Source organism: Kitasatospora sp. NPDC088548 (assembly GCF_044753005.1).
Taxonomy (GTDB): domain Bacteria; phylum Actinomycetota; class Actinomycetes; order Streptomycetales; family Streptomycetaceae; genus Kitasatospora.
Genome location: NZ_JBIVMI010000026.1, coordinates 1 through 24,539 on the forward strand (window position 1 = coordinate 1; position 24,539 = coordinate 24,539).

22 protein-coding genes and 1 pseudogene are annotated in these 24,539 nt (G+C 72.9%); 7 read left to right on the forward strand and 16 right to left on the reverse strand.

Going from position 1 to position 24,539, the window contains the following annotated elements; genetic code table 11:
• Positions 1 to 134: 134 nt before the first annotated feature.
• The 3 genes and pseudogenes from ACIP82_RS28155 to ACIP82_RS28165 form a co-directional block, all read right to left on the reverse strand.
• Complete coding sequence (locus ACIP82_RS28155) at positions 135 to 938, reverse strand: DUF3710 domain-containing protein (RefSeq protein WP_363613222.1); 804 nt, start codon at positions 936 to 938, stop codon at positions 135 to 137.
• Positions 939 to 940: 2 nt separating this feature from the next.
• A pseudogene (gene dut, locus ACIP82_RS28160) lies at positions 941 to 1,475 on the reverse strand (dUTP diphosphatase).
• Positions 1,472 to 2,056: a PaaI family thioesterase gene (locus tag ACIP82_RS28165; RefSeq protein WP_363613230.1), complete on the reverse strand. Its 585-nt coding sequence runs from the start codon at positions 2,054 to 2,056 to the stop codon at positions 1,472 to 1,474. The pseudogene dut and the gene ACIP82_RS28165 overlap by 4 nt, the downstream one beginning before the upstream one ends.
• A gap of 144 nt (positions 2,057 to 2,200) precedes the next feature.
• Here ACIP82_RS28165 and ACIP82_RS28170 point away from each other — a divergent pair, with 144 nt between their 5' ends.
• Entirely contained in the window at positions 2,201 to 2,650 is a 450-nt protein-coding gene (locus ACIP82_RS28170) for a DUF3093 domain-containing protein (RefSeq protein ID WP_363613218.1), read from the forward strand.
• Between the two features lie 281 nt (positions 2,651 to 2,931).
• Here ACIP82_RS28170 and ACIP82_RS28175 read toward each other — a convergent pair whose 3' ends face one another.
• The 4 genes from ACIP82_RS28175 to ACIP82_RS28190 all read right to left on the reverse strand — a co-directional run bounded on the left by ACIP82_RS28175 (position 2,932) and on the right by ACIP82_RS28190 (position 7,103).
• The gene (locus tag ACIP82_RS28175) at positions 2,932 to 3,231 is read right to left on the reverse strand and encodes a DUF4193 domain-containing protein (protein WP_148642658.1); all 300 of its coding nucleotides are present in this window, start codon (positions 3,229 to 3,231) and stop codon (positions 2,932 to 2,934) included.
• Between the two features lie 610 nt (positions 3,232 to 3,841).
• Positions 3,842 to 4,825: an acyl-ACP desaturase gene (locus ACIP82_RS28180; protein ID WP_363613216.1), complete on the reverse strand. Its 984-nt coding sequence runs from the start codon at positions 4,823 to 4,825 to the stop codon at positions 3,842 to 3,844.
• Between the two features lie 242 nt (positions 4,826 to 5,067).
• Positions 5,068 to 6,366: a sensor histidine kinase gene (locus ACIP82_RS28185; protein ID WP_400657322.1), complete on the reverse strand. Its 1,299-nt coding sequence runs from the start codon at positions 6,364 to 6,366 to the stop codon at positions 5,068 to 5,070.
• Positions 6,367 to 6,449: 83 nt separating this feature from the next.
• Positions 6,450 to 7,103, reverse strand: coding sequence for a response regulator transcription factor (locus ACIP82_RS28190; protein ID WP_363613214.1), 654 nt, complete (start codon positions 7,101 to 7,103; stop codon positions 6,450 to 6,452).
• Between the two features lie 443 nt (positions 7,104 to 7,546).
• Between ACIP82_RS28190 and ACIP82_RS28195 the strand changes: the two genes are divergently transcribed.
• Complete coding sequence (locus ACIP82_RS28195; RefSeq protein ID WP_363613213.1) at positions 7,547 to 7,732, forward strand: hypothetical protein; 186 nt, start codon at positions 7,547 to 7,549, stop codon at positions 7,730 to 7,732.
• 152 nt (positions 7,733 to 7,884) lie between these two features.
• On the opposite strand, the gene ACIP82_RS28200 is transcribed toward ACIP82_RS28195, so the two are convergent.
• Positions 7,885 to 8,694, reverse strand: coding sequence for an inositol monophosphatase family protein (locus tag ACIP82_RS28200; RefSeq protein ID WP_363613212.1), 810 nt, complete (start codon positions 8,692 to 8,694; stop codon positions 7,885 to 7,887).
• Positions 8,695 to 8,715: 21 nt separating this feature from the next.
• Positions 8,716 to 9,873, reverse strand: coding sequence for a ferrochelatase (locus ACIP82_RS28205; protein WP_363613210.1), 1,158 nt, complete (start codon positions 9,871 to 9,873; stop codon positions 8,716 to 8,718).
• Between the two features lie 129 nt (positions 9,874 to 10,002).
• On the opposite strand from ACIP82_RS28205, the gene ACIP82_RS28210 reads away from it, so the two are divergent.
• Positions 10,003 to 11,268: an MFS transporter gene (locus ACIP82_RS28210; RefSeq protein ID WP_400657326.1), complete on the forward strand. Its 1,266-nt coding sequence runs from the start codon at positions 10,003 to 10,005 to the stop codon at positions 11,266 to 11,268.
• 103 nt (positions 11,269 to 11,371) lie between these two features.
• Positions 11,372 to 12,694 (forward strand): D-arabinono-1,4-lactone oxidase, encoded by a 1,323-nt coding sequence (locus tag ACIP82_RS28215; protein ID WP_400657328.1) that lies wholly within the window; start codon positions 11,372 to 11,374, stop codon positions 12,692 to 12,694.
• Positions 12,695 to 12,728: 34 nt separating this feature from the next.
• On the opposite strand, the gene ACIP82_RS28220 is transcribed toward ACIP82_RS28215, so the two are convergent.
• Positions 12,729 to 13,499: a hypothetical protein gene (locus ACIP82_RS28220; RefSeq protein ID WP_400657330.1), complete on the reverse strand. Its 771-nt coding sequence runs from the start codon at positions 13,497 to 13,499 to the stop codon at positions 12,729 to 12,731.
• Between the two features lie 624 nt (positions 13,500 to 14,123).
• Here ACIP82_RS28220 and sepH point away from each other — a divergent pair.
• Positions 14,124 to 15,197, forward strand: coding sequence for a septation protein SepH (gene sepH / locus ACIP82_RS28225; protein ID WP_363613202.1), 1,074 nt, complete (start codon positions 14,124 to 14,126; stop codon positions 15,195 to 15,197).
• A 95-nt stretch (positions 15,198 to 15,292) separates the two neighbouring features.
• Here the strand turns inward: sepH and ACIP82_RS28230 are convergent, their stop codons facing one another.
• Positions 15,293 to 16,153 (reverse strand): sulfurtransferase, encoded by an 861-nt coding sequence (locus tag ACIP82_RS28230; protein ID WP_400657333.1) that lies wholly within the window; start codon positions 16,151 to 16,153, stop codon positions 15,293 to 15,295.
• Between the two features lie 154 nt (positions 16,154 to 16,307).
• Between ACIP82_RS28230 and ACIP82_RS28235 the strand changes: the two genes are divergently transcribed.
• Positions 16,308 to 17,057 (forward strand): VOC family protein, encoded by a 750-nt coding sequence (locus tag ACIP82_RS28235; RefSeq protein ID WP_363613199.1) that lies wholly within the window; start codon positions 16,308 to 16,310, stop codon positions 17,055 to 17,057.
• A 4-nt stretch (positions 17,058 to 17,061) separates the two neighbouring features.
• On the opposite strand, the gene ACIP82_RS28240 is transcribed toward ACIP82_RS28235, so the two are convergent.
• The 4 genes from ACIP82_RS28240 to ACIP82_RS28255 form a co-directional block, all read right to left on the reverse strand.
• Positions 17,062 to 17,718 (reverse strand): thymidine kinase, encoded by a 657-nt coding sequence (locus ACIP82_RS28240; RefSeq protein WP_363613197.1) that lies wholly within the window; start codon positions 17,716 to 17,718, stop codon positions 17,062 to 17,064.
• A gap of 61 nt (positions 17,719 to 17,779) precedes the next feature.
• Complete coding sequence (locus tag ACIP82_RS28245) at positions 17,780 to 18,967, reverse strand: nucleotide pyrophosphatase/phosphodiesterase family protein (protein ID WP_363613195.1); 1,188 nt, start codon at positions 18,965 to 18,967, stop codon at positions 17,780 to 17,782.
• A 41-nt stretch (positions 18,968 to 19,008) separates the two neighbouring features.
• Positions 19,009 to 19,608, reverse strand: coding sequence for a DUF5998 family protein (locus ACIP82_RS28250; protein WP_363613193.1), 600 nt, complete (start codon positions 19,606 to 19,608; stop codon positions 19,009 to 19,011).
• A gap of 94 nt (positions 19,609 to 19,702) precedes the next feature.
• The gene (locus ACIP82_RS28255; protein ID WP_400657437.1) at positions 19,703 to 22,579 is read right to left on the reverse strand and encodes a GNAT family N-acetyltransferase; all 2,877 of its coding nucleotides are present in this window, start codon (positions 22,577 to 22,579) and stop codon (positions 19,703 to 19,705) included.
• 301 nt (positions 22,580 to 22,880) lie between these two features.
• Here ACIP82_RS28255 and ACIP82_RS28260 point away from each other — a divergent pair, with 301 nt between their 5' ends.
• The gene (locus ACIP82_RS28260) at positions 22,881 to 23,162 is read left to right on the forward strand and encodes an HPr family phosphocarrier protein (protein WP_363613191.1); all 282 of its coding nucleotides are present in this window, start codon (positions 22,881 to 22,883) and stop codon (positions 23,160 to 23,162) included.
• Positions 23,163 to 23,303: 141 nt separating this feature from the next.
• Here ACIP82_RS28260 and ACIP82_RS28265 read toward each other — a convergent pair whose 3' ends face one another.
• The gene (locus tag ACIP82_RS28265) at positions 23,304 to 24,497 is read right to left on the reverse strand and encodes an RtcB family protein (RefSeq protein ID WP_400657338.1); all 1,194 of its coding nucleotides are present in this window, start codon (positions 24,495 to 24,497) and stop codon (positions 23,304 to 23,306) included.
• Between the last annotated feature and the right edge of the window lie 42 nt (positions 24,498 to 24,539).

Here is a 24,539-nt window from a genome sequence, read left to right on the forward strand (position 1 = left end):
GTTTTCCGGAGTTTCATTCATCGGATTCGCTTTCCGCCGCCCCTCTCGGTGCGACTCCGGAACTGTACGGGCCCGGGCACGCCACATGCAAATCGCCCCCGCCCGGGCTTCCCGGGCGGGGGCGATCGACGTGCTCAGCGGACCTCGGTGATCTCCGGGCCGCGGGCGAACGGATCGAGCGCGGTGCCACCGAAGCGGTTCTCGCCCTCGCCGCCGGCCGCCGCGGTGGCGCCACCGTCGGCGACCATCTGGGCGTCCTCCGGAAGCTTCAGCACGATCGGGTCGCGAGGCGCCATCGGGCTCTCACCACGGACGACGACCGTCTGCTGGAAGACCTGCTCCAGGATTCCGGCCATCTCGGGCTGCACGGCGGCCTGGCCGGAGATCACACCCCGGAGGAACCAGCGCGGCCCGTCGCAGCCGACGAAGCGCACCAGCTGCACACCCTGCGTGCCGTCCGGCAGCTGCACGGGGACCTGGGCGCGGAGGTGCCAGCCGAGCGGGCCCTCCTCCTCGTCCACGATGCCGCCCTGCGAGGTGATGCCACTGGCGATCTCCTCGCGGACCTCGCCCCAGATGCCCTCGGACTTGGGAGCCGCGAAGGCCTGGAGCTGGATGGCGCTGTTGCCGAGGACCAGCGTCGCGGCCACGATCGACTCGCCGGCCACCTCGACGCGCAGTTCCATCCCCTCGACACCGGGGACCAGCAGACCCCCGAGGTCCACCCGGCCCTCCTCCGGCTTCTCCAGCTCGGAGTGGTCCCACGGACCGTCCGGACGCGGGGCCGGCGGCAGCCCGACCCGGTCCGTCGGGTCCAGCTCGGTCACGTTCTCGCTCTCGGCGGAACCTTCGACGTCATCGGCCGTCTCGTCGGCGCTGATGGCGTCGTCGGCGAGCTGCTCGACAGCGTCCTCGCTCTTCTGGCGACGACGGAACACGGTCACTGTCCTTCCCGGTCCAAGACCGATGCGAATACCTGCTCGGCTTCCTGCGAGGCCGCGGGCATGCTAGACCGCGGCGTGGCCGCCGGTCGACCCGAACCCGCCCTCGGCGCGTGCCGACCCCGGCAGCTCGGCCACCTCGTGGAAGCGGGCCTTCTCGACCTGCTGGACGACCAGCTGGGCGATCCGGTCCCCTCGGCGGAAGCTGACCCCCTCGCGCGGGTCCAGATTGACGACGATCACCTTGATCTCTCCACGGTACCCGGCATCGACCGTCCCTGGGGCGTTCACCAGAGCAACTCCGCAACGAGCTGCGAGCCCGGAGCGGGGGTGGACGAACGCCGCGTAGCCGTCGGGCAGGGCGATGGCCACGCCGGTGGGGAGGACGACCCGCTCGCCGGGGGCCAGCTCGGCGTCGACGGTGGTCCGCAGATCGGCGCCCGCGTCGCCGGGCTGCGCGTACGCGGGCAGCGGCAGGTCGGGGTCGATTCGCCTGATCAGGACGTCTACCGGCGGACGGGGGGTGCTGCTCAAGGGTTCACCTCAAAGGCTCGGGCGCGCTTCATCAGGTCGGGGTCGTCGAGAACCTTCTCGATGTCCTCGGGTCGACCGTTCTTGGTGAAGTGTTCCAGCTTCACCTGAATGAAGAGCGCCTGCGCACGCACCGCGACCGGTCCGTCCGGGCCGCCGATCCGCGCCTCGCCGGCGCTGTAGATCTTCCGGCCGTGCACGCCGGTGATCCAGGCCCGCAGGTGCAGCACGGAACCGACCGGCACCGGGGCGACGAAATCGGTCTCCAGCCGGCCGGTGACGGCGGGGGCGTGCAGCAGCCAGTTCAGCGTGCCGAGGGTCTCGTCCATGGCGGTGGTCAGCAGGCCGCCGTGGGCCAGGCCCGGGCCGCCCTGGTGGGCCTGGCCGACGGTGAACTCGGCGGTGACGTCCAGTCCCTCGCCGGCCACCGCGTCGATCCGCAGGCCGCCGGGGTGCTGCGGGCCGCAGCCGAAGCAGTGCTCGTAGTGCGAGCCGAGCCGGGTGCCCGGGGCCGGCGCCTGCGGGGCCCGGGGCGGCAGCACGGCGTCCGGGGGCGGCGTGGTCGGCGACAGGACGGCGGGCAGGTGCGCGGACGACTGCGCGGACGGGGAGGCTGCGGACGGAGAAGCTATGGAACCGGTCACGGCGACCAACCCTACCCAGCGGTAGGAAGCCGGGAAGCGGGGGTGCCGTCCCGCTCCGTCCGTCACGGCGATCACAATGGGGGCATGTACGACGAACGCCTCACCGTGCCGCGCTCCTGGTGGTTGCTCCCGGTCGCGATCGGGCTCACGCTCGCGATGATCCTGCTGCGTTTCAGCGCGGTGGGCGCGCTGGTCGGGCTGGTGGTCGGCATCGCGGCCGGCGCGGCCGCGATCAGCAGCTACGGCTCGGCCCGGATCCGGGTGGTGCAGGGCTCGCTGGTGGCCGGCCCGGCCCGGATCCCGGTCGACGCCCTCGGCGCCGCGCACCCGCTCAGCCCGGCCGAGGCGGTCGCCTGGCGCGGGCCGAAGGCCGATCCGCGCGCCTTCATGCTGCTGCGCAGCTACGTCCCGACCGCACTGCGCGTCGAGGTCAGCGACCCGGCCGATCCCACGCCGTACCTGTATCTGTCGACCCGCTCGCCGATGAAGCTGGCCGAGGCCCTGGAAGAGGCCCGCCGCGGCGCCCGGGCCTGAGCGTCCGGCCGGTCCCGGCCGGGGCCGCGCGAAGACCCGGAAAGAAGACCCGGAAAACGGAGAGGGACGGTTCCGCGATGCGGGACCGTCCCAAATCTCTCCGTGCTGCACAGAAAAGCGCGGTACGAGGTACTGCGCCGGTATGACCTGACCCCGTACTGCCGGTGCGTCCGCCTCGACGGCCGCCGGAACTGCCGTCCGGCCCCGCTGCCCGGGGCCGGAAGGGGCGGTGTGCCGGTCTCGCGGGAGCCGCGAGGCCCGGACCATGGCCGCCCTGGCGCTCAGGCGCCGCAGTCCCGGCAGATCGGGTTGCCGTTCTTCTCGCTGTACAGCTGGCTGCGGTGGTGCACCAGGAAGCAGCTCATGCAGGTGAACTCGTCGGCCTGCCGGGGCAGCACCCGGACCGAGAGCTCCTCGTTCGAGAGGTCCGCGCCCGGGAGCTCCAGGCCCTCGGCCGCCTCGAACTCGTCGACGTCGACCGAGCTACCGGTCTTCTCGTTCCGCCGAGCCTTCAGTTCCTCGATGCTGTCCTCGTTGAGGTCGTCATCGGTCTTGCGTGGGGTGTCGTAGTCCGTTGCCATTTTTCGCTCTCCCCCTCCGGGTTTGTGCGGTGTGTGCGGTATCTCCAGCGCACGTAACGCATGGGGGGTCGGTCTTGTGCCCGACCCGAGGCGGAGATTTTGCCTTACTTCAAGCCCTGTTACTCAATCGACACTCAGCCGGGGGTCCGTTGGGGTGATCCGGTCGGGCGCTGAGGGCCTCACGCTGGGCCATCGCCGATCTGGGACGGGGCCCGCCCGGCGGACACTCACGGTGATCATAAGCCCTGCGGAGGCCTGCCAATTCCCTTGCCCACCAGGGACGCCCGTCAACCCGCCCGAGCGCCACCGGCCACCCGGCCCCTCACGGACGGCGACCGGGGCGCCCGTCGACATGATCACTCTCCGGGGTCGCTCCAACGCTCGGGGCGACTTTGTGTGAGCTTGCTCACGTTCTGAATCTTCCGGGGCAAACCACGGAAAATCCACCCAAGCGGAGCGGGTGGATCCCCGGGTCGGCCGGCCGCGCGGTTCGTGCCCCGCCGCTCGTGCGGCCCGGCCGCGCGCTCCCCGAACGGGCCTCACGCCCCCGACCGGGCGTGCTCCCTCCGACGGCCTCGCGTCCGGGCCTCGCGTCCGGGCCTGCCGTCCGCTACCGGGCGGCCACACGGGCGGCCCGGCGGGCCAGCAGCGCGGCCTGCCGCTCGGCGAACTTGGACGCCTGCGCGTCCAGCCCGCCGAGGAAGGCGCCGAGCTCGTCCTGGGCCTGCAGGCCCTCCGGGCCGAGCCCGCCGATCTCCATGACCTTGAGGTGTCGCAGCACCGGCTGCAGCACGTCGTCGTGGTGGATCCGCAGGTTGTAGACGCCGCCGATGGCGATCTGGGCGGCGGCCCGCTCGAAACCGGGGATGCCGTGGCCGGGCATCCGGAAGTTGATGATCACGTCGGCGATGGCCCGCATGGCCTGGTCAGGGGCTATCTCCAGAGCCGCCTTCAGCAGGTTCCGGTAGAAGATCATGTGCAGGTTCTCGTCGTTGGCGATCTTCGCGAGCAGCTGGTCGCAGAGCGGGTCCCCGGCGAAGTGGCCGGTGTTGCGGTGCGAGATGCGGGTCGCGAGCTCCTGGAAGGCCACGTAGGCGACCGAGTGCAGCATGCTGTGCGCGTTGTCGGACTCGAAGCCCTCCGACATGTGGCTCATCCGGGCCCGCTCCAGCTCGTTCGGGTCGACGGCCCGGGTGGCGAGCAGGAAGTCACGGATCGCGATGCCGTGCCGGCCCTCCTCGGCGGTCCAGCGGTGCACCCAGGTGCCCCAGGCACCCTCGCGGCCGAACATGGTGGCGATCTCGTGGTGGTAGCTGGGGAGGTTGTCCTCGGTCAGCAGGTTGACCACGAGCGACACCCGGCCGAGCGGGGTGACCTGCGACTGCTCCACCGCCCAGGCCTCGCCGCCCAGTACGCCGTCGAAGTCACGGCCCTGGCTCCACGGGACGAACTCGTGGGGCATCCAGTCCTTGGCGACCTTCAGGTGGCGGTCGAGCTCCTTCTCCACCACCTCTTCGAGGGCCATGATCAGCCGCGCGTCGGTCCAGGCGCTCGAACCGGGAGAAGCGGTGCGCTGCACGGGGGCGATGGTCACGAGTCTTGCTCCTGAGGGACGGGCACGCGCGGGACGGGCGCGTTGGGCGGACACGTCGGAAAACGCACTTACGGTTGCGTAGGTTACGACACCGTAAGTTGCTCGGGCCGGAAATGACAAGCCGCCCCCGCCAGGCCTTATGTCGTCTTGACAGACCTGGCGGGGGCGGCTGGAAACGGTCGGCGCGCGAAGCGGTGACGCCCGGGCGGCACAGTGGGGCACGGACGGGCCCAGGGGGCCGGTCAGGCGGCCGGGAGGCGGACCCGCATGGTGAGGCCGCCACCGGTGCGCGGAATGGCCTCGATGACACCTCCGTGGGCCCGGACCACCGACCGGACGATGGAGAGGCCGAGCCCGACGCCCTTGTCGCTACGGGTGCGGTCGGCGCCCTTGACCCGGCGGAACGGTTCGAAGATGTGCTCCAGTTCGTACCCCGGCACGACCGGGCCGGTGTTGGAGACCACCAGCTCGCCGCCGCCGGGCACCGCGGCGGTGGAGATCTCGACCCAGCCGTCCGCGACGTTGTAGCGCACGGCGTTCTGCAGCAGGTTGAGCGCGATCCGCTCCAGCAGCACGCCGTTGCCCGACACGACGGCCGGGTCCAGCGTCGAACGCAGTTCCACCTCGCGCTTGGTGGCCTCGGCCCGGGTCTGCTCCAGCGCCCTGGTGGCCACCTCGGACAGCTCCACCGGGCGGCGGTCGGTGAGGTTGTTGTCGCTGCGGGCGAGCAGCAGCAGGCCCTCCACCAGCTGCTCGCTGCGCTCGTTGGTGGCCAGCAGGATCTTGCCGAGATGCTGGAGATCGGCCGAGGCGCCCGGATCGGAGAGTTGGACCTCCAGCAGGGTCCGGTTGATCGCCAGCGGGGTGCGCAGCTCGTGCGAGGCGTTGGCGACGAAACGGCGCTGGGAGTCGAAGGAGCGGTCCAGGCGGTCCAGCATGTCGTCGAAGGTGTCGGCGAGTTCCTTGAGCTCGTCGTCCGGCCCGTCCAGCTCGATCCGGCGGTGCAGGTCGGAGCTGGCCACCTCACGGGCGGTGCGGGTGATCCGGCCGAGCGGGTGCAGGACCCGGCCGGCCATCGCGTACCCGGTGGCGAAGGCGATCACGGCGAGGCAGACCAGCACCGTGAGGGACTTGCGGAGCAGGGTGTTGAGCGCCGCGTTGGAGTTGCCATCGAACTGGTGGGCGAGGGCCTGGTTGAACTGGTCGCTGCTCATCCGGACGCCGTTGACCACGGCGCCGTCCGGCCCGAAGTTGAACGGCGGCGGCTGGAGGATGCTCAGGGCCTGCCCGACGAAGAAGTACATCAGCAGCAGCAGGACGACCCCCGCCATCAGGAACATCCCGCCGTAGAGCAGGGTGAGCCGAATGCGGATGGTGGGGCGGAAGGGCAGCCAGGCGAGCATGCCGTCGCCGGGGACGTAGCCGTCGTGCGGGGCGGTGCGCAGGCGCGGGGCGCGCGGCGGGTGCACGGGCTTGGGCGGTACGGCGCGGCCGCCGGCAGGCGCACCGGAGGGCCCGCCGGCCGGGGGCGGGGTGGTCATGATCGTCCTCTCGGAGCGTCCGCCGGGGCGGGCGCGTGACAGTCGGACCCGAAGGGATCCGGTTCAGAAGTGAAGTGGTCCGGTCAGATCCGGTAGCCGGAGCCGGGAACCGTGACGATCACCGGCGGATCGCCGAGCTTGCGGCGCAGCGTCATCACGGTGACGCGCACCACGTTGGTGAACGGGTCGGTGTGCTCGTCCCAGGCCTTCTCCAGCAGCTGCTCGGCGGAGACGACGGCGCCGCCGGCCCGCATCAGCACCTCCAGAACGGCGAACTCCTTGGGGGCGAGCTGGACGGTCCGCCCCTCGCGGATCACCTCGCGGCGGCCGGGGTCGAGCGAGATGCCGGCCCGCTCCAGCACCGGCGGCAGCGGTACGGTCGCCCGGCGGCCCAGTGCCCTGACCCGGGCGACGAGTTCACTGAAGGCGAACGGTTTCGGAAGGTAGTCGTCCGCACCGATCTCCAGGCCCTCGACCCGGTCGCTGATGTCGCCGGAGGCGGTCAGCATGATCACCCGGGTGGCCAGGCCCTGGTCGACCACACTGCGGCAGACGTCGTCCCCGTGGACCAGCGGCAGGTCCCGGTCGAGCACGACCACGTCGTAGTCGTTGACCGCGATGCGCTGGAGCGCGGCCTCCCCGTCGTACACCACGTCGACGGCCATCGCCTCGCGGCGCAGGCCGGTGGCGACGGCCTCGGCGAGCAGCTGCTCGTCCTCGACGACGAGAACCCGCACGGTGGTTGTCCCTTCTCCAGGCCGGCCCCGGAAGCGGACGCACGGCTCCGACGGTGCCTCCATCCTGCCTGGTCCAGCGGTAAAGCAGCGATAAGCTGCCCCGGAGGCAGGGCCCCGCGCGGGGCCGCCGGTCACGATTCGTGTCGGGAACACTCCGCTTGGACTGTGACACAGGCAACTTTCTCGCCCCGGGAGGTTTCCCCGGCCCGGGCGGGGGGAGGAGTGCTGCACACCCGCGATCTGGCCACTGGCCGATCGCACCCACCCGCCGTGCGTTCATCCGCGCCGGCCCTGGGGCTGGGGCGTCGCCGGGAGCGGCCGAAGGCCGTCTCCGCGCCCGACCGGAGATTCCGACCTGCCGGCTCGGACGCTTCCGCCGGCCACCATCACCCTGGGGCGGGGGACGCACGAACGTGCACGTCCGACACAGTAAGGGGGCCCGTATGGACGCCTTCACCGCCGGAATCCTGCAGCGCATAGCCAACGCCGAGCAGGACCTGCACCGCGCGATCGAGGCCGGGGACGAATTCCTGGCCGAGGTGGAGCAGTCCGAGCTGGACGATCTCCGCCGGCTCGCCGCCGAACACGGCGTGGACACGGTGCTCGGGCGGCACCGCACCGCCGCCTGACCCGTCCACCCGCGCCGGACCTCCGGCACCAGCGGCCCTGCGGGGGCCGTGCGAAACCTCAAGCCCTGGCATTCCCCGTATGCCAGGGCTCTTCGCTGCCCGGGTTCCGCGCCCGCCCGGGAGAGGGGCCGGCCCGGAACCCGGGCCGCCACTCAGTCGGCCCAGGCGCGCAGTTCGGCCAGCCGTTCCTGGAGCGGCTGGTAGACACCGGGCGCGGCGGCGACGGTCAGCTCGCCGTCGGGGCCCTGCCCGGGGCGGCCACCGACCTGGGCGCCCGCCTCGGCGGCGATCAGGCAGCCGGCGGCGCGGTCCCAGGGCGCCAGCCCGCGCTCGTAGTAGCCGTCCAGCCGGCCCGCGGCGACGTCACAGAGGTCCACGGCGGCGGCCCCGCCCCGGCGGATGTCACGCACCTCGGGCATCAGCGCGAGCAGCACCTCGGCCTGCCGGACCCGCACCGGCTGCACGTAGTTGAAGCCGGTGCCGATCAGCGCCTGCCCCCACGGCGGGGCCTGCCGGGCGGCGATCGGCCGGCCGTCCAGGTGGGCGCCACGGCCGAGCACCGCGTGGAACAGCTCGCCGCGGGCCGGCGCGTACACCACGCCGACGACCGCCTCGCCGTCCAGCTCGGCGGCCACGCTGACGGCCCACGAGGGCAGTCCGTACAGGTAGTTGACCGTGCCGTCGAGGGGATCGACCACCCAGCGCACCCCGCTGGTGCCGGGCCGCTCGGCGCCTTCCTCCCCGAGGTAGCCGTCGTCCGGGCGGCGGTCGGAGATCAGCTCCAGGACGAGCTTCTCGGAGGCGAGGTCCATCTCGGTGACCACGTCCACCGGGCTGCTCTTGGTGCCCGCCACGCCGAGGTCGGCGGGCCGGCCGTCCCGCAGCAGGGCGCCCGCCTGCCGGGCGGCGTCCAGGGCGACATCGAGCAGTTCGTCGAGCAGTTCGGGGCTCGGGCTGGGCACGGGGGTCTCCTCGGGAAGGGGTCAGCGCTCGGCGACGGCCGGGCGGGGGGCGCGCGGGTTGGGGCAGCAGGCCACCGCGCACACGTCATGGCTGGGGCCGAGCGTGCCGAGGGCGCAGCGGGTCACGGTCTCGCCGCGCTCGGTGGCGGCCCGCTCCAGCACGAGGTCGCGCACGGCGGCGGTGAAGCGGGGGTCGGCGCCGACGGTCGCGGCGCGGGCGACCGGCAGGCCGAGTTCGGCGGCCTTGGCCGCGGCCTCGGTGTCCAGGTCGTACTTGACCTCCATGTGGTCGGAGACGAAGCCGATCGGGACCATCACCACGGCGGGCGCGCCGTCGGCGTGCTGGGCCTCCAGGTGGTCGCAGATGTCGGGTTCCAGCCACGGGATGTGCGGGGCGCCGCTGCGGCTCTGGAAGACGAGCTCCCAGGGGCGGTCGGTCACGCCGGTGCGCTCGGCGACGGCCTCGGCGATCAGCCGGGCGACGTCGAGGTGCTGGGCCACGTACGCGCCGCCGGGGCGGCCGCGCGCCGGGTCGTCCGGGGCGCCGGAGGTCTCGGCCATGGTGTCCGGGATGGAGTGGGTGGTGAACGCCAGCCGGGCGCCGGGGCGGGCCCCGGCGGGCAGCCGCTCCAGGGCGGCCAGGGTGGCCTCGATCATCGGCTGGACGAAGCCCGGGTGGTTGTAGAAGTGCCGCAGCTTGTCCACCCGGAGCCCGGGCAGCCCCTCCGCGGCGAGCGCGGCCAGCGCGTCGGCGAGGTTCTCGCGGTACTGGCGGCAGCCGGAGTAGCCGGCGTAGGCGCTCGTCGCGAGGACGGCGACCCGGCGGTGCCCGTCGGCGACGATCTCGCGCAGGGTGTCCACCAGGTAGGGGGCCCAGTTCCGGTTGCCCCAGTAGACCGGCAGGTCCAGGCCGTGCTCGGCGAAGTCCTTGCGCAGCGCGGCCAGCAGCTCGCGGTTCTGTTCGTTGATCGGGCTCACCCCGCCGAACAGGAAGTAGTGCTTGCCCACCTCCTTCAGCCGCTCCTTCGGGATGCCCCGGCCCCTGGTGACGTTCTCCAGGAACGGGACGACGTCCTCGGGGGCCTCGGGACCGCCGAAGGAGAGCAGCAGCAGCGCGTCGTAGGGCTGGGCCCCAGCCTGAGCGGTGCCGGAAGGCGAGGGATTGCGCACGTCGGACATGCGACCGATCCTGCCACTGCGGGGGCCGGTGACGTCGGCGGGGCCGCGTAGGGTGTCCGGAAAATACGGTTTGCCAAGGTACGTAAGCTGTCTGGGCCAGCCTCGTTCCTTACCCTCGACGGAGCTCCCGTGCTGTCCAGCTACCGCCAGATATTCGCCGCCCCCGGCAGTCTGGCCTTCTCCTCCACCGGCTTCATAGCCCGCTTGCCGATCTCCATGACCGGCATCGGCATCGTCACCATGCTCTCCCAGCTGCGCGGCTCCTACGGGGTGGCGGGCCTGGTATCGGCGGTGCTGGCACTGTCCGCCGCGGTCCTGGGACCGCTGGTCTCCTGGCTGGTGGACCGCCACGGACAGCGCCGGGTCGCCCTGCCGGCTGCCGCGATCACCGTCGTCGCCGCGACCGGGCTGCTGCTCTGCGCCCACTACAACGCGCCGGTCTGGACGCTGTTCGTCTTCGCCGCCGGCATGGGCGTGATGCCGAGCACCGGCGCGATGGTCCGGGCCCGCTGGGCGCACCTCTACCGGGACGACGCGCCCAGACTGCACACCGCGTACTCCTTCGAGGCCGTGGTCGACGAGGTCTGCTTCATCGTCGGCCCGATCCTCGCCGTCGGCCTGGCGACCACGGTCTTCCCGGAGTCGGGCGTCATGCTGGCCGGCGTCGCCCTGGCGGTGGGCATCGTGATGTTCACCGCGCAGCGCCGCACCGAGCCCCCGGTCCACCCGGCGGCCGCGCAGAGCGGCGGCAGCGCGATCTTCAACGGCGGGCTCGTCGTGCTGGTCCTCACCTTCATCGCCACCGGCGCGATCTTCGGCTCGGTGGAGGTCGTCACCGTGGCCTTCGCCGACGAGCAGGGCCACAAGGCCGTCGCCAGCGTGGTGCTCGCGCTCTGGGCCCTCGGTTCCTGCCTGGCGGGCGTGGTGTTCGGCACCCTCAGGCTCAACGGCTCGATGGCCGGACGCTTCTTCGGCGGCGTCGTGCTGATGGCGCTCAGCATGCTGCCGCTGCTGCTGGTCGCCGAGTGGGTGCACGGGGTCGGCGGGCTGGTCGCGGTCGGCGCCGCGCTGCTGGTGGCCGGTATCGCCATCTCCCCCACCCTGATCACCGCGATGGCCCTGGTCGAGCGGCTCGTCCCGGCCGCCAAGCTGACCGAGGGCATGACCTGGACCACCACCGGGCTGGCGCTCGGCGTCGCCCTCGGCTCCTCGGCCGGCGGCTGGGTGATCGACGCGTCCGGGGCCGCCGCCGGTTACTGGGTGCCGCTGACGGCAGGGGTGTTCGGCGCCGTCACCGCTCTGATCGGCCTGCCCCGGCTGCGCGGCGGGCTCTCCACCGCTGCGGCCGGCGAGGCCGTCGAGACCCCCGCGCAGACCGTAGACCTCGAACGGTGAACTGACTACTCTCCTCCCTACTCGCGGGCCTACCCGCGGGTAGGGCGGCCGGGCCGCCCCTGAGCGCGCCGACACCGTTCGGCCACGGAGCAGGAGGCACCGCATGCCCCAGGCCAGTACCGCCCCCCGGACCCGCTGGACCAACTGGGCCGGCAACCAGAGTGCCCGGCCCGCCAAGGTGGTCACCCCGGGGACGGCGGAGGAGCTGGCCAAGGAGATCCTGCGCGCCGCCGAGCAGGGCCGGACGGTCAAGGCCGTCGGCTCCGGCCACTCCTTCACCTCGATCGCCTCGGCCGGTGACGGCGTCCTGGTCCGCCCCTACGCGATGACCGCCGTCCGGGAGATCGACCGCGCGGCCGGCACCGTCACCGTCGAGGCCGGCCTGCCGCTGGCCAGGCTCAACCGGCTGCTCGCCGCGGCCGGCCTCTCGCTCACCAACATGGGCGACATCGAGGTGCAGACCGTCGCCGGGGCGACCAGCACCGGCACCCACGGCACCGGACGGGACTCCGGCTCGCTCGCCGCCCAGATCCGGGCGCTGGAGATCGTCCTGGCCGACGGCAGCGTCCACCGCTGTTCCCCCACCGAGAACCCGCGGCTCTTCCAGGGCGCCCGGCTCGGCCTCGGCGCGCTCGGCGTGATCACCGCGCTCACCCTCGCGGTCGAGCCCGCCTTCCTGCTCACCGCCCACGAGCAGCCGATGCGCTTCGACGAGGTGCTGGACCGGCTCGACGACCTCACCGCCGTCAACGAGCACTTCGAGTTCTACTGGTTCCCGCACACCGACCGCTGCTCCACCAAGCGCAACAACCGCAGCCAGGGTCCGGCCGCCCCACTGCCCCGGTTCAGGGAGTGGCTGGAGGACGACTTCCTCTCCAACACCGTCTGGGAGGGCGCCTGCCGGGTCGGCCGGCGCTTCCCCCGGTCCGTCCCCGCCATCGCCTCCCTGGCCAGCCGCGCCTGGTCGGACCGCAGTTACACCGACACCGCGTACCGGGTGTTCACCAGCCCGCGCAAGGTCCGCTTCGTCGAGATGGAGTACGCGGTGCCGCGCGAGGCGGCCGCCGGGGTGCTGCGCGAGCTCAGGGCCCTGATCGAGCGCTCCGACTGGAGGATCAGCTTCCCGGTCGAGGTGCGCTTCGCCCCGGCCGACGACCTCTGGCTCTCCACCGCCGGCGGCCGGGACACCGCCTACATCGCCGTCCACCTCTACCGGGGCACCGCCGACCAGGGCTACTTCACCGAGGTCGAACGCCTGATGACCGCCCACCGGGGCCGCCCCCACTGGGGCAAGCTGCACACCCGGGACGCCGGCTACCTCCGCGAGGTGTACCCGCACTTCGCCGAGTTCACCGCACTGCGCGACGAACTCGACCCGCGGCGCGTCTTCGGCAACGACTATCTGCGGCGGGTGCTCGGGGCGTAGGGCCGCTCCGGCGGTTCCCGGGGCGGATCCCGCCCTACGGCGCCGGCTCTCCGGTCGGGGCGGCGGGCGGCGGGGAGACCCCGGCGGCCGCACCGCTGGGAACGGGCGGCTGCGGGCTCGCCGCGCCGGACGGCTTCGCACCGGTGCCACCCGACGGGGTCGGTTGGGCGGACGGCGTCGCGCTCGGGCCCGCCGAGGGCGAGGCCTTGCCGCCGCCGTCGGTCCCCGCACCCGGGCTGGAGCTCTGGTCCGGACCGGGCTTGGAGGGCGCCGGCGCCGAGGCGCCACCGCCGGCGGACGGCGAGGCCTCCGGGGCGCGCCCGCCCGTGGACGGCGGACTCGACGGACCGTGCGACGGAGCGTCAGCCGGCGGGCTCGACGGCTTCGTGCCGACCGTGCCGCCCAGCGAGGTGCCGTTGCCCGACTCCCCCTTCACCGTCGCCGACACCGGCTGCCCGGTCGCCAGCTCGAAGGCCAGGATCGGCACCATCGCCAGGACGAACACCAGCGAGGAGACCGCCGCGTACGTCTTCCAGCTCCACCGCCGACGCGCCCGGACCGTCCGCGGTTCGTTCCACTCCTCGGAGAGCCGCGGCCGGGTGACCGGAGCGGACGGGGAGTCGGCCGGCACCTGGCGCAGCCCGTTCACCGCCGGCCCGGGACCGGTCCGGTCCACCGCCTCGCGCAGCTGCTCACCGGTGCGTTTGAAGATGTGCTGGAACACCGCGCCACCGGTGGTCGCGCCGATGCTGACCACCGCCGCGCCCAGAATCGTTCCGTACACCCCGAGTTCGGAAGCCAGCAAGGCCCCCACCACGGTTGCCAGTGCGCTTGCCGCGACCTGAGCCACACTCAGATCAATTCGCTTGCGACCTTCCTTGCCGCCCTCCTCGACGGCCTTCCGCTCCGGCATCAACATCCCTCGGTCCGTACGACTGTTCCTCGAACAAGTCACTCCATCTTGCACAAAGAAGGACACAAGGGTCGAAAATGCGGTTCTCCGCGGTCGATATATGTGAAGATGATCACCGTTCCCCGATCGGTCGTCGGCCATTGGAGGGGCACGCTCTTGAGATTCCCGTAAATCGCGGGAGACTTGAGCGGCGAGCCGCCCCTTTGGATGCCACGAATGGAGTACTGTTCGTAAAGCCTGAGCCTTGGGTCGACTTGTCGACTGCCCCTCAACCGGCAGCTGGACAAAGAGCCACGGCGCAGGCACGCACGGCGACGCCCGTCCCGGATCGTCGCGTCACTGCTCGTGCGAGGACGGCCGGGACACCCAGACGCGACGTCGATGGATGACGTGGCAAAAAGGCAACCGTGCCACAGTGGCGTTCCCGGGCGTAAGCCCGACACGCCGGGGAACTCAGCAAGGTTGTGGCCAGTCGCGAGTGGGCAGGCCACACTCAGTACGGGAGCAGCGACGCAGGTGACGTCGGCAGGCACCACCCGGGAGGTAACCGTGCCCGAACTGCGGGTTGTGGCCGTCAGCAACGACGGCACACGGCTGGTGCTCAAGGCCGCCGACAGCACGGAGTACACCCTTCCCATCGATGAGCGGCTGCGCGCCGCCATCCGTGGTGACCGTCCGCGCCTCGGCCAGATCGAGATCGAGGTGGAGAGCCATCTCCGCCCCCGTGACATCCAGGCGCGGATACGAGCCGGTGCCTCCGCTGAGGAGGTCGCGCAGGCGGCCGGCATCTCCGTCGACCGGGTCCGCCGCTTCGAGGGACCGGTGCTGGCCGAGCGAGCCTTCATGGCCGAGCGGGCCCGCAAGACCGCGATCCGCCGGCACGGCGAGTCCACCGGACCGCAGTTGGGCGAGGCCGTCGCCGAGCGGCTCGCGCTGCGCGGCGCCGAGAAGGACACCGAACGCTGGGACTCCTGGCGGCGCGACGACGGCACCTGGGAGGTCATCCTCTCCTACCGGGCCGACGGCGAGGGCCGCAGCGCCTCCTGGACGTACGACCCGCCCCGGCGCCTGGTCCAGCCGAACGACGACGAGGCCCGCGCGCTGATCGGCGAGAACGTCGAGCGCGAGGAGGAGTCGGTCTTCCCGTTCATCCCGCGCATCGCCCGGCTCCCCCAGGAGCGGCCGCCGCGCCCGATGATCGACCGGCCCTCGGCCGACCGCATCATGTCGTCCCGCGAGGTGCGCGAGTCCCGTGAGGCCACGGCGGAGTCCCGCGACTCACTGACCAGCCTGCTCGACGTCGTCCCGGCCTTCCGGGGCGACCTCGCGGTCGGCCCCGCCCCGATCGAGCCGGTGGCCGCCGAGGTCGCCGAGGAGACCGAGGAACCGGCCGCCGCCGCACCCGCGGTCGGCGCGGGCTCGGCGTACGCGGACATCCTGATGCCGCGCGCCGTCGCCCCGCACCGGGAGCGTCTGGTCGGCACGACCGACCGGCAGGCCGAGGCGGACGGCGTACGGCCCGGCCGCCGGGCCACCGTGCCGAGCTGGGACGAGATCGTCTTCGGCAGCCGGCGCAAGAAGCAGGAGTAGACGCATGACGAAGGAGGGGGCGCCGACCAGGTCGGCGCCCCCTCCTTCGCGTGTTCGTCGTGTTCGTCGTGTTCGTCGTGTTCGCCGTGCCGGGATCAGCCCGGCTGCCCGGTAACCGCCACCGGGCGGGTGGCGTCGCTCGACCACTCGCTCCACGAGCCCGGGTACAGCGCGGCCGGCAGGCCCGCCACCGCCAGCGCCAGGATCTGGTGAGCCGCCGTCACGCCCGAACCGCAGTAGACCGCGGTCTCCCGCTCGCCCGCGCCCAGCGCCCGGAACCGCTCGGCCAGTTCGGCGGCCGGCCGGAACCGCCCGTCCGGGCCGACGTTCTCGGTGGTCGGCGCGGAGAGCGCCCCCGGGATGTGGCCGGCGCGCGGGTCGATCGGCTCGCTCTCACCCCGGTAGCGCTCCCCCGCGCGGGCGTCCAGCAGCAGACCGGTGCGGGCCAGCGCGGCGGCGCCGTCCCCGTCCACCGTCGGCAGCTGCCCGGGCACCGGCTTGAAGTCGCCCTCCGCCGGCTCCGGCACCTCGGTGGTCACCGGCAGGCCGGCCGCCTGCCAGGCCGCGAATCCGCCGTCCAGCACCCGGACCTCCGGGTGGCCGGCCCAGCGCAGCAGCCACCAGGCCCGCGCCGCCGCCAGCGAGGTCGCGCCGTCGTACACCACCACCGGGCGCCCGGCCGAGACACCGGAGCGGCGCAGCGCGGCACCGAACTCCTCGGGGTCGGGCAGCGGGTGGCGCCCACCGCGCCCGGGCGGGCCGGCCGGGGCGGCGAGGTCCTGGTCCAGGGCGACGAAGTGGGCGCCGGGCAGATGGCCGAGCGTGTAGTCCTCGATGCCGGGCGGGCCGCCGAGCTGCCAGCGCACATCGAGCAGGACCGGCGGACGGTCGGAGGCGAGCGCCTCCCGCAGACCGGCCGCCGAGATCAGCGGGGACCCGTCGTTATTGGTGGTCATGGCGGTCATTCTCGCGCAGCGCGACCGCCGCGAGGCTCTTTGTGCGGTCTTTGCCGGACTTTCCGCGCGGCCCGAGGGTTCGACGCGCGCCAGGGTGGAACCATCACCCTCACGTGCGCGCCTTCGTGCGCCAACCGCCCCTGAGGAGGCCCGCATGCCCGCGGTGAAACTCCGGCTGGCCCAGGGCACACCGTGCTGGGTCAGCCTGATGACCGACGACCTGGCCGGTGCCCGCGCCTTCTACGGCGGGCTGCTCGGCTGGACGTACACCCCGGGCCCCGGCCAGCTCGGCGCGTACGTCCGGGCGGAGCTGGGCGGCACACCCGTCGCCGGTCTCGGGGTCTCCTCCGTGACGGGCTTCCCGGTGCAGTGGACCACGTACTTCGCGGTGGACAGCGCCGACCGGACGGCCCAGCAGGTGCGCGAGTGCGGTGGCACGGTCGCGGTCGGACCGCTCCAGGCGGAGCAGGCCGGGCGGCTGGCGATCGCGGCCGACGTGTCCGGCGCCGTCTTCGGGCTCTGGGAGGGCGGGGAACACCTCGGCCGGGAGGCGGGGCCCGAGCCCGGCGGCCCGGCCTGGGCCGAGCTGCTCACCCCGGACGAACCGGGCTCCGCCGCCTTCTACGGCGCGGTGCTCGGCCGGCCGGTGGAGTCCTCGGCCGGCGGGTCCGCACTGCTGGTGAACGGCCGGCCGGTGGCGGGCATCCGGCACAGCGGTGAGCTGCGCGGGCATCCGCCGCGCTGGCGGGTCCACTTCGCCGTCCGGGACGCCGCGCTGACGGCCGGTCGGGCGGTCGAGCTGGGGGGCGGGGTGCTCGTGGAGCCGCAGGAGACCGAACGCGGCCGGGTCGCCCGGCTGGCCGACCCGCAGGGCGGCCACTTCTCGGTCCTGCAGACCGGATAAGGGCTCAGGCCTGCTGTTCCTCGAAGGGCAGGACGTCCGGGGAGAGCACCGAGGCACGGGCGGTGGCAGCCGTCAGCCGGCGGCGGTGGTGACGGCGGCAGAGCACCTCGTAACCGACCTCGTCCTCGCGCACCGAGATGTCGCCGATCACGACCTGGGCGCCCTCGACCACCATCACGCCGCCGACCGTACGGGCGTTGTGGGTGGCCCGCGCGCCGCACCAGCACAGGGCCTCGACCTGGAGCACCTCGACCCGGTCGGCGAGTTCGATCAGCCGCTGGGAGCCGGGGAAGAGCCGGGTGCGGAAATCGGTGGCGATACCGAAGGTGAAGACGTCGATGCCGAGTTCGTCCACCACCCGGGCCAGCTGGTCGACCTGCTCGGCGGCGAAGAACTGGGCCTCGTCGCAGATCAGGTAGTCCACCCGGCCGCCGGCCGAGAGCCGGTGCACGACATGGGCGTGGAAGTCGAAGTCGTCCGTCACCTCGACCGCCTCGGTACGCAGGCCGAGCCGGCTGGAGACGGTGGCCGCGCCGGCCCGGTCGTTGCGGGTGAGGATGATCCCCTGCCGGCCGCGGGCGGCGTGGTTGTGGTCCATCTGGAGCGCGAGCGTCGACTTCCCGCAGTCCATCGTGCCCGAGAAGAACACCAGTTCAGCCATGGGTGGTGCAGAGGCCTTTCACATCAGGGGAGTTGGGGGCCTGGTTCATCGAACAGACCTCCTACCGGCGGACTTCGAGCAGGGGCACGAACTGCTCCACCGGGGTCATCGAGCCGTGCAGGCCGATCATCGCGGACTCGCCGGGCTCGTTGCGGGAGGCGGTGATCGCGATGTCGTCCCGGGCGGCGGCGACCACGTCGCCGATCCGCTGGTAGACCCGGTCGTCCACGGACGGGCCGAACCAGCCGGCCGCGATCGCCTCGTCCCGGGTGGCCACCCACATCCGGTCGCCGAGCACCTCGCTCCAGACCGTGTACACATCGGCGGCCGCCCCCGGCACCGCGTACACGTGCCGGGCCCGGCCCTCGCCGCCGAGCAGGGCGACGCCCGCGCCGAGCTCCCAGTCCTCGTCGAAGTCGATCCGGTCCTCCGGCGCGATATCGATCATGCCGTGGTCGGCGGTGACGTACATCGCCGAGCGCGGCGGCAGCTGCTCGGCCAGACGCCGGGCCAGGCGGTCCACCGCGTCCAGCGTCATCCGCCACTCGTCGGAGTCCACGCCGAAGCGGTGCCCCGCGCCGTCCAGCTCGCTGACGTAGGTGTAGACGAGGGCCCGGTCGTGCTCGGCCAGCCAGCGGGCGGTCTGGTCCATCCGCTCCTCGCCGGTGGTGCGGCCGAGGAAGGTGCCGCCGGAGAGCGCCACCCGGGTCAGCGGGGTCTGCGCGAACAGCGGCGAGGAGACCTGCGCGGTCGCCACCCCGGCGGCGTGGGTCTGTTCGAAGACCGTCGGGTACGGCTGCCAGGTGCCGGGGTCGGTCGGCGGCTGCCAGCGCAGCTGGTTCATCAGGTACCCGGCGCCGGGCACCGCCACGGTGTATCCGACCAGGCCGTGCAGGCCCGGCGGGGTGCCGGTGCCCACCGAGGCCAGCGAGGTCGCGGTGGTGGACGGGAAGCCGGCCGTCAACGGGCGCCCGGTGCCGCCCAGCGAGCTGCCGACCAGCGAGGAGAGGAACGGCGCGTACTCGGGATGGCGCAGCAGCAGCTCCCAGCCGAGACCGTCGACCAGGAAGACCACCGCCCGGTCGGCGGGCGCGATCGGCAGGGTGGCGGTGAAGCCGGGGACGCCGAGCCCGGCCGCCACGGAGGGGAGCAGGTCGCAGAGCGAACCGCTGCCGTACGGGGGCGCGGGGGCTCCGGCAGGGTCGAGGATCTCGAAGGCGTCGTAACCGTCGGCGGGTGCGAAGGACATATCGGCGGGTCTGGTTCCCTGGCTTTCCGGTCCGTCGCCGCTCAGGCCCGCGGGGCGGTGCTGATCGTCGCGTCGGAGAGCGCGCGGGCGAACACCAGCGCCTGGGCGACCGTCTCCGGGCCGTCCCCCGCCTCGCTGACCCGAAGTGACAGGTCGTCGGCGGTGGCCGAACCGGTGTAGCCGTGGTCCGCCTCGCAGTTCGGGTCCGAGCAGCCAGCCGGCTCCAGGTCCAGGCGCTGCACGGCGCCCCAGCCGATGGTCAGCACGACCTCGCGCGGCAGGGTGCCCGGGGTGTACGTCTCCGGGTTGGCGACCATCCGGCTCACCACGACCGAACCGATCCGGTCGAGACGCACGCTCTCGGTGGAGGTGGTCGCGTACGGCACGGCGGGGCCGGCCCCGTCGCCGGTCTGCTCGTCGGTGTGGCTCACCACGAACCGGGTCGGGGTCAGGACCAGCACCGTGACATGCCGGCGGACCTCGTTGGCGTCGAAAGTGGTCTCCTGGTGCACCAGGTAGGAGCTGATCGGCTCCGGGCCCACCGCGGACTCGACCGCCTCGGACACCAGGGCCGGGTAGTAGCCACTGCGCTCGATCGCCGAGCGCAGGTCCTGAGTGGTGGTGGTACCGGTCTTCGCCATAACTCCATCCTGGCATGGTCCGCCGACGAAGCGGGCGGCGCGGCGCCGAGCTTCCGGACGACAGCGCCCCCGAGCAGGGCGCAACCAAGGAAGGTTACAGCGTGCTCATGGCGCGCGGGCCCAGATCGCTTCGGACGGGCAGAGGTGCTATACGCACCCGCGCGCCCAGGATCGCCAGGCCGTGCGGGGCGACGACCACCGGTTCGAGGTCCACCGAGGCGACCTCGGGAATGTCGTCGACCAGTCGGGAGACCCGCAGCAGCAGTTCCTCCAGGGCACCGGTGTCCACCGCCTCGGCGCCGCGCCAGCCGAACAGCAGCGGCGCCGCCCGGACCTCCCGGATCAGCCCGGCCACGTCCTGGTCGGTCGCGGGCACCAGGCGGTGGGCGACATCGCCGAGCAGTTCCGCGGGGGCGCCGGCGAGGCCGAAGGAGAGGATCGCGCCGACCGCCGGGTCCACGGTGGCGCCGATCACGGTGTCCACACCGCGCGGGGCCAGCCGTTGCACCACCAGCTCGGCCTGGGCGGCGCCGCCGAGCAGCGCGTCCAGCTCGCGGTGGGCCCGGCGCAGCCCCGGCTCGCCGGTCAGGTCGAGGCGGACGCTGCCGAGGTCGGGCCGGTGGCGCAGGTGCGGGGCGGTGGCCTTGAGCGCGACCGGGTAGCCGAGGGTGGCGGCCGCCCGGACGGCGGTCTCCTCGTCGGGCGCGGGCAGGGTGGGGTGGACGTCGATGCCGTAGTGGGCGAGCAGCCCGGCGGTGTCCGCGTCCGGCAGGGTGATCCGGGCGCCGCCGGGCTGGGTGCGGGCGGCGATCGCGGTGCGGGTGCTGAGCGCGGCCTCGACCAGGGCGCGGGCGCCGCCCTCGTCGATCCGGTCCAGCTCGGGTACGCGGGCGGTCTCCTCCGCCTCGGCCATCCGGCGGCGCCACTCGGCGTAGTGGACGGCGTGCGCGAGGGCACGGACGGCCCGCTCGGGCGCGGGGTAGGCGGGAATGCCGCCCGGGCGCAGCCGGGCCGGCAGGTCGGTCAGCGCCAGGTGGGCCAGCAGCAGCGGCTTGCCCAGCTCCTGGGCACGCCGGCCGGCGTCGAGCAGGGCGGCGGCGATCTCCGGGTCGTCCGAGCCCATCTCGGGGTCGTCCGGGCCGGTCAGCCGGCCGCCCATGAAGGCGTGGGCGGAGGTGCCGATCGGCGGGATGGCGACGGCGATCACCGCGTCCACCGCCGGGTCGCCGAGCGCCACGTCCAGGGCGATCCGGAAGTTCTCGCCGGTCGCGGCGGTGGTCAGGTCGACGGGCGTCCGGGGGCGCAGGCCGGCGCTGAGGCAGGCGTCGTGGGTGAGCAGGCCGAGCGAGTCGGAGTTGCCGACGACGGCGACCCGGCCGCCGGCCGGCAGCGGCTGCTGGGCGAGCAGCTCGCCGGTGTCGTACAGCTCGGTGATGGTCTCCACCCTGGTCACCCCGGCCTGCTGGAACAGCGCGTCCACGGTGGCGTCGCGCAGTCCGGTGGCGGTGGCCGGGACGGCGTGGCCGGGCGGCAGGCTGCCGGTGTGGCGGGCGCCCTTGACGACCACGATCGGCTTGGCGGTGGCGAGCCGGCGGGCGATCCGGGTGAACTTGCGGGGGTTGCCGAAGGACTCCAGGTAGAGCAGCACCACGTCGGTGGCCGGGTCCTCCGCCCAGTACTGGAGGAAGTCGTTGCCGGAGACGTCGGACCGGTTGCCGACCGAGGCGAAGGAGGAGACGCCCAGGCCACGCCGGTGGGCGGCCTCCAGCAGGGCGACGCCGATCGCGCCGGACTGGCAGAAGATGCCGAAGCCACCGCGCTCGGGCAGGACGGGGGCGAGCGAGGCGTTGAGCGGCCGGTCGGGGTCGGTGTTGATCAGGCCGAAGGCGTTCGGGCCGATCACCCGCATGCCGGCCGCGCGGGCCTGGCGGACCAGGGCGCGCTGGCGGTCGCGGCCCTCCGGGCCGGTCTCGGCGTACCCGGCGGTGACCACCACGAGGCCCTGCACGCCGTGCGCGCCGCACTCGGCGACGGCGGCGGGGACGGCGGCGGCGGGGACGGCGATCACCGCGAGGTCGACCGGCCCGGGGATCTCCAGGATCGAGCGGTGCACCGGGACGCCGTCCAGCTCGGTGCCGGGCGGGGCGTTGCGGTTCACCGCGTAGACCGTGCGGCCGTCTCCGGTGGTGGGGTCGCCGTCCCGGGCGGTGCCGTCGCCGTCATCCGCGGTGAAGTCGCGGTTCTTGGCGGTGAAGTCGCCGAGCAGGTCGCGCAGGATCGCCCGGCCGACGGTCTGCGGATTGCGCGAGACGCCGAGCACCGCCACCGAGCGTGGGGTGAGCAGCCGCTGCACGGACCGCGCCTCGGCACGGTGCTCGCGCGCCCGCATGACGGCGAGTGAGGCGGCGGTCGGCTCCAGGTCGAACTCCAGGTGCACCACGCCGTCGGCGAAGCTGCGGTGCTGGGTGTAGCCGGCGTCGGTGAAGACCTTCACCATCTTGCGGTTCTCCGGCAGCACCTCGGCCTGGAAGCGGCGGATGCCGCGCTCCTGCGCCACCGCCGCGATGTGCTCCAGCAGGGCCGAGGCCACGCCGCGGCCCTGGTGGGCGTCCTGCACCAGGAACGCCACCTCGGCGTCGGTGCCGGTGATGGAGGGCCGGCCGTCGGCGTCGATCCGGTCGTAGCGGACGGTGGCGATGAAGCGGTCGCGGATCACGACGGCGAGGCCGACCCGGTTCACGAAGTCGTGGTGGGTGAAGCGGCGGACGTCCTTGTCGGAGAGCCGGGGGTAGGGCGCGAAGAAGCGGAAGTACTTGGACTGGTCCGAGACCTGTTCGTAGAACTCGACCAGCCGGCCCGCGTCCGCGGGTGTGATCGGCCGGATCCGCGCCGTGCCGCCGTCGCGCAACAGGATGTCGGCTTCCCAGTGCTGCGGGTAGTCCGGTTCGGTGTCCTGGGGGTCCCGCTTCAGGTCCGTTCGGGAGGCCTGTACGAGGTCCCGACGGGGGGTCTGGCCGGGGTCCTGCTGGGGGCGCGGTGCCGCGGAGTCGTCCACATTCGTCAGGTTATCCGGCGGCGAGCCGAATGGCGTCGGGTGTGTGCTCGCGGCAGGGTGGACAGGGCCACTGGCCGGGGCTTATGCCCCCGAAAGAAACAATCACAAGTCCCGAACGCGGCGGCTCGGAGGGGTCACCTGCGTGCAACACTGGTCTAGACAACATGGCCGCCACCCCGAGCACGGCCGTGACAGCTTCACCGGAAAGGCACGTCTCATGGCTGAGCGCCGCGTCACCATCGGTTGGGCCGAGGGCCTGCACGCCCGTCCCGCCTCCATCTTCGTCCGGGCCGTCACGGCCACCGGCGTGCCCGTCACCATCGCCAAGCCCGGCGGCAACCCGGTCAACGCCGCCTCCATGCTCGGGCTGCTCGGCCTCGGCGCCCAGGGCGGCGAGGAGGTCGTCCTCGCCTCCGACGCCGAGGGCGCCGACCAGGCCCTGGACCGCCTCGCCAAGCTGGTCCAGGAGGGCCTCGACGAGCTGCCGGCCGCCGCCTGAGCACCGTCACACGAGGGGTGCACCGCCATCGCGGTGCACCCCTCGCGGCATGACCGGCTCCCGACACGGCCGGGGGCCGCACGGCCCCGCCGCCGTCGCCGGGCCACCCCGGGAGTCATCAGAGGGGCCGCGCCACCCGCGTCAGCCCTTGACGCAGACCACCTGCTTCAGGTGCGCCACGACCTCGACGAGGTCCTTCTGCTGGGCGATGACCTTCTCGATCGGCTTGTAGGCGCCGGGGATCTCGTCCACCACCCCGCTGTCCTTGCGGCATTCCACGCCCTTGGTCTGCTCGGCCAGGTCATGCGTGGTGAACCGCTTCTTCGCCGCCGTCCGGCTCATCTTGCGGCCGGCGCCGTGCGAGGCGGAGTTGAACGCCGCCTCGTTGCCCAGGCCGCGGACGATGTACGAGCCGGTGCCCATCGAGCCCGGGATGATGCCGAAGTCACCGGAGCCGGCCTTGATCGCGCCCTTGCGGGTCACCAGCAGGTCGACACCGTCGTAGCGCTCCTCGCTGACGTAGTTGTGGTGGCAGCTGATCACCTCGTCGAAGGTGACCTTCGCCCGGCGGAACTCACGGCGGACCACGTCCTGGAAGAGCGCCATCATCAGGGCCCGGTTGTTCTTGGCGTACTCCTGGGCCCAGAAGAGGTCCTGGCGGTAGGCGGCCATCTGCGGGGTGTCCGCGATGAAGACCGCGAGATCACGGTCGATCAGCCCCTGGTTGTGCGGCAGCGAACGGGCGACGCCCATGTGGTGCTCCGCCAGCTCCTTGCCGATGTTGCGAGAACCGGAGTGCAGCATCAGCCAGACGGCACCGGTGTCATCAACACACAACTCGATGAAATGATTACCGCCGCCCAGGGTCGCCATCTGCTGCGCGGCCCGCTCGCGGCGCCACTTGACCTCCTGGGCCACGCCGTCGAAGCGCTGCCAGAAGTCGTCCCAGCCCGCCGTGGCGAAGCCGTGCAGCTTGCGCGGGTCGACCGGGTCGGTGTGCAGACCGCGACCCACCGGGATGGCCTCCTCGATCTTGGAGCGGAGGCGGGAGAGGTCGTCCGGCAGGTCCTTGGCGGTGAGCGAGGTCTTCACCGCGCTCATCCCGCAGCCGATGTCCACCCCGACCGCCGCCGGGCAGACGGCGCCCTTCATGGCGATCACGGAGCCGACCGTGGCGCCCTTGCCCAGGTGGACGTCGGGCATCACGGCGAGGCCGTGCAGCCAGGGCAGCGAGCTGATGTTGCGCAGCTGCTGCATGGCCTGGCCCTCGACGGTGGCCGGGTCGGTCCACATCCGGATCGGAACCCGGACGCCGGGTACCTCGGTGTACGGCATGGCGGAACGACCTCCAAAGGTCGGTTGGTTCAAGCCTAGGCG

Excerpts from the sequence above, each read along its gene's own strand:
- ACIP82_RS28170 (WP_363613218.1), top strand. The coding sequence starts at position 2,201 with ATGTACGACGAACGCCTCACCGTGCCGCGCTCCTGGTGGTTGCTCCCG.
- ACIP82_RS28175 (WP_148642658.1), bottom strand. The coding sequence starts at position 3,231 with ATGGCAACGGACTACGACACCCCACGCAAGACCGATGACGACCTCAAC.
- ACIP82_RS28185 (WP_400657322.1), bottom strand. The coding sequence starts at position 6,366 with ATGACCACCCCGCCCCCGGCCGGCGGGCCCTCCGGTGCGCCTGCCGGC.
- ACIP82_RS28195 (WP_363613213.1), top strand. The coding sequence starts at position 7,547 with ATGGACGCCTTCACCGCCGGAATCCTGCAGCGCATAGCCAACGCCGAG.
- ACIP82_RS28205 (WP_363613210.1), bottom strand. The coding sequence starts at position 9,873 with ATGTCCGACGTGCGCAATCCCTCGCCTTCCGGCACCGCTCAGGCTGGG.
- ACIP82_RS28215 (WP_400657328.1), top strand. The coding sequence starts at position 11,372 with ATGCCCCAGGCCAGTACCGCCCCCCGGACCCGCTGGACCAACTGGGCC.
- ACIP82_RS28230 (WP_400657333.1), bottom strand. The coding sequence starts at position 16,153 with ATGACCACCAATAACGACGGGTCCCCGCTGATCTCGGCGGCCGGTCTG.
- ACIP82_RS28235 (WP_363613199.1), top strand. The coding sequence starts at position 16,308 with ATGCCCGCGGTGAAACTCCGGCTGGCCCAGGGCACACCGTGCTGGGTC.
- ACIP82_RS28240 (WP_363613197.1), bottom strand. The coding sequence starts at position 17,718 with ATGGCTGAACTGGTGTTCTTCTCGGGCACGATGGACTGCGGGAAGTCG.
- ACIP82_RS28245 (WP_363613195.1), bottom strand. The coding sequence starts at position 18,967 with ATGTCCTTCGCACCCGCCGACGGTTACGACGCCTTCGAGATCCTCGAC.
- ACIP82_RS28250 (WP_363613193.1), bottom strand. The coding sequence starts at position 19,608 with ATGGCGAAGACCGGTACCACCACCACTCAGGACCTGCGCTCGGCGATC.
- ACIP82_RS28260 (WP_363613191.1), top strand. The coding sequence starts at position 22,881 with ATGGCTGAGCGCCGCGTCACCATCGGTTGGGCCGAGGGCCTGCACGCC.
- ACIP82_RS28265 (WP_400657338.1), bottom strand. The coding sequence starts at position 24,497 with ATGCCGTACACCGAGGTACCCGGCGTCCGGGTTCCGATCCGGATGTGG.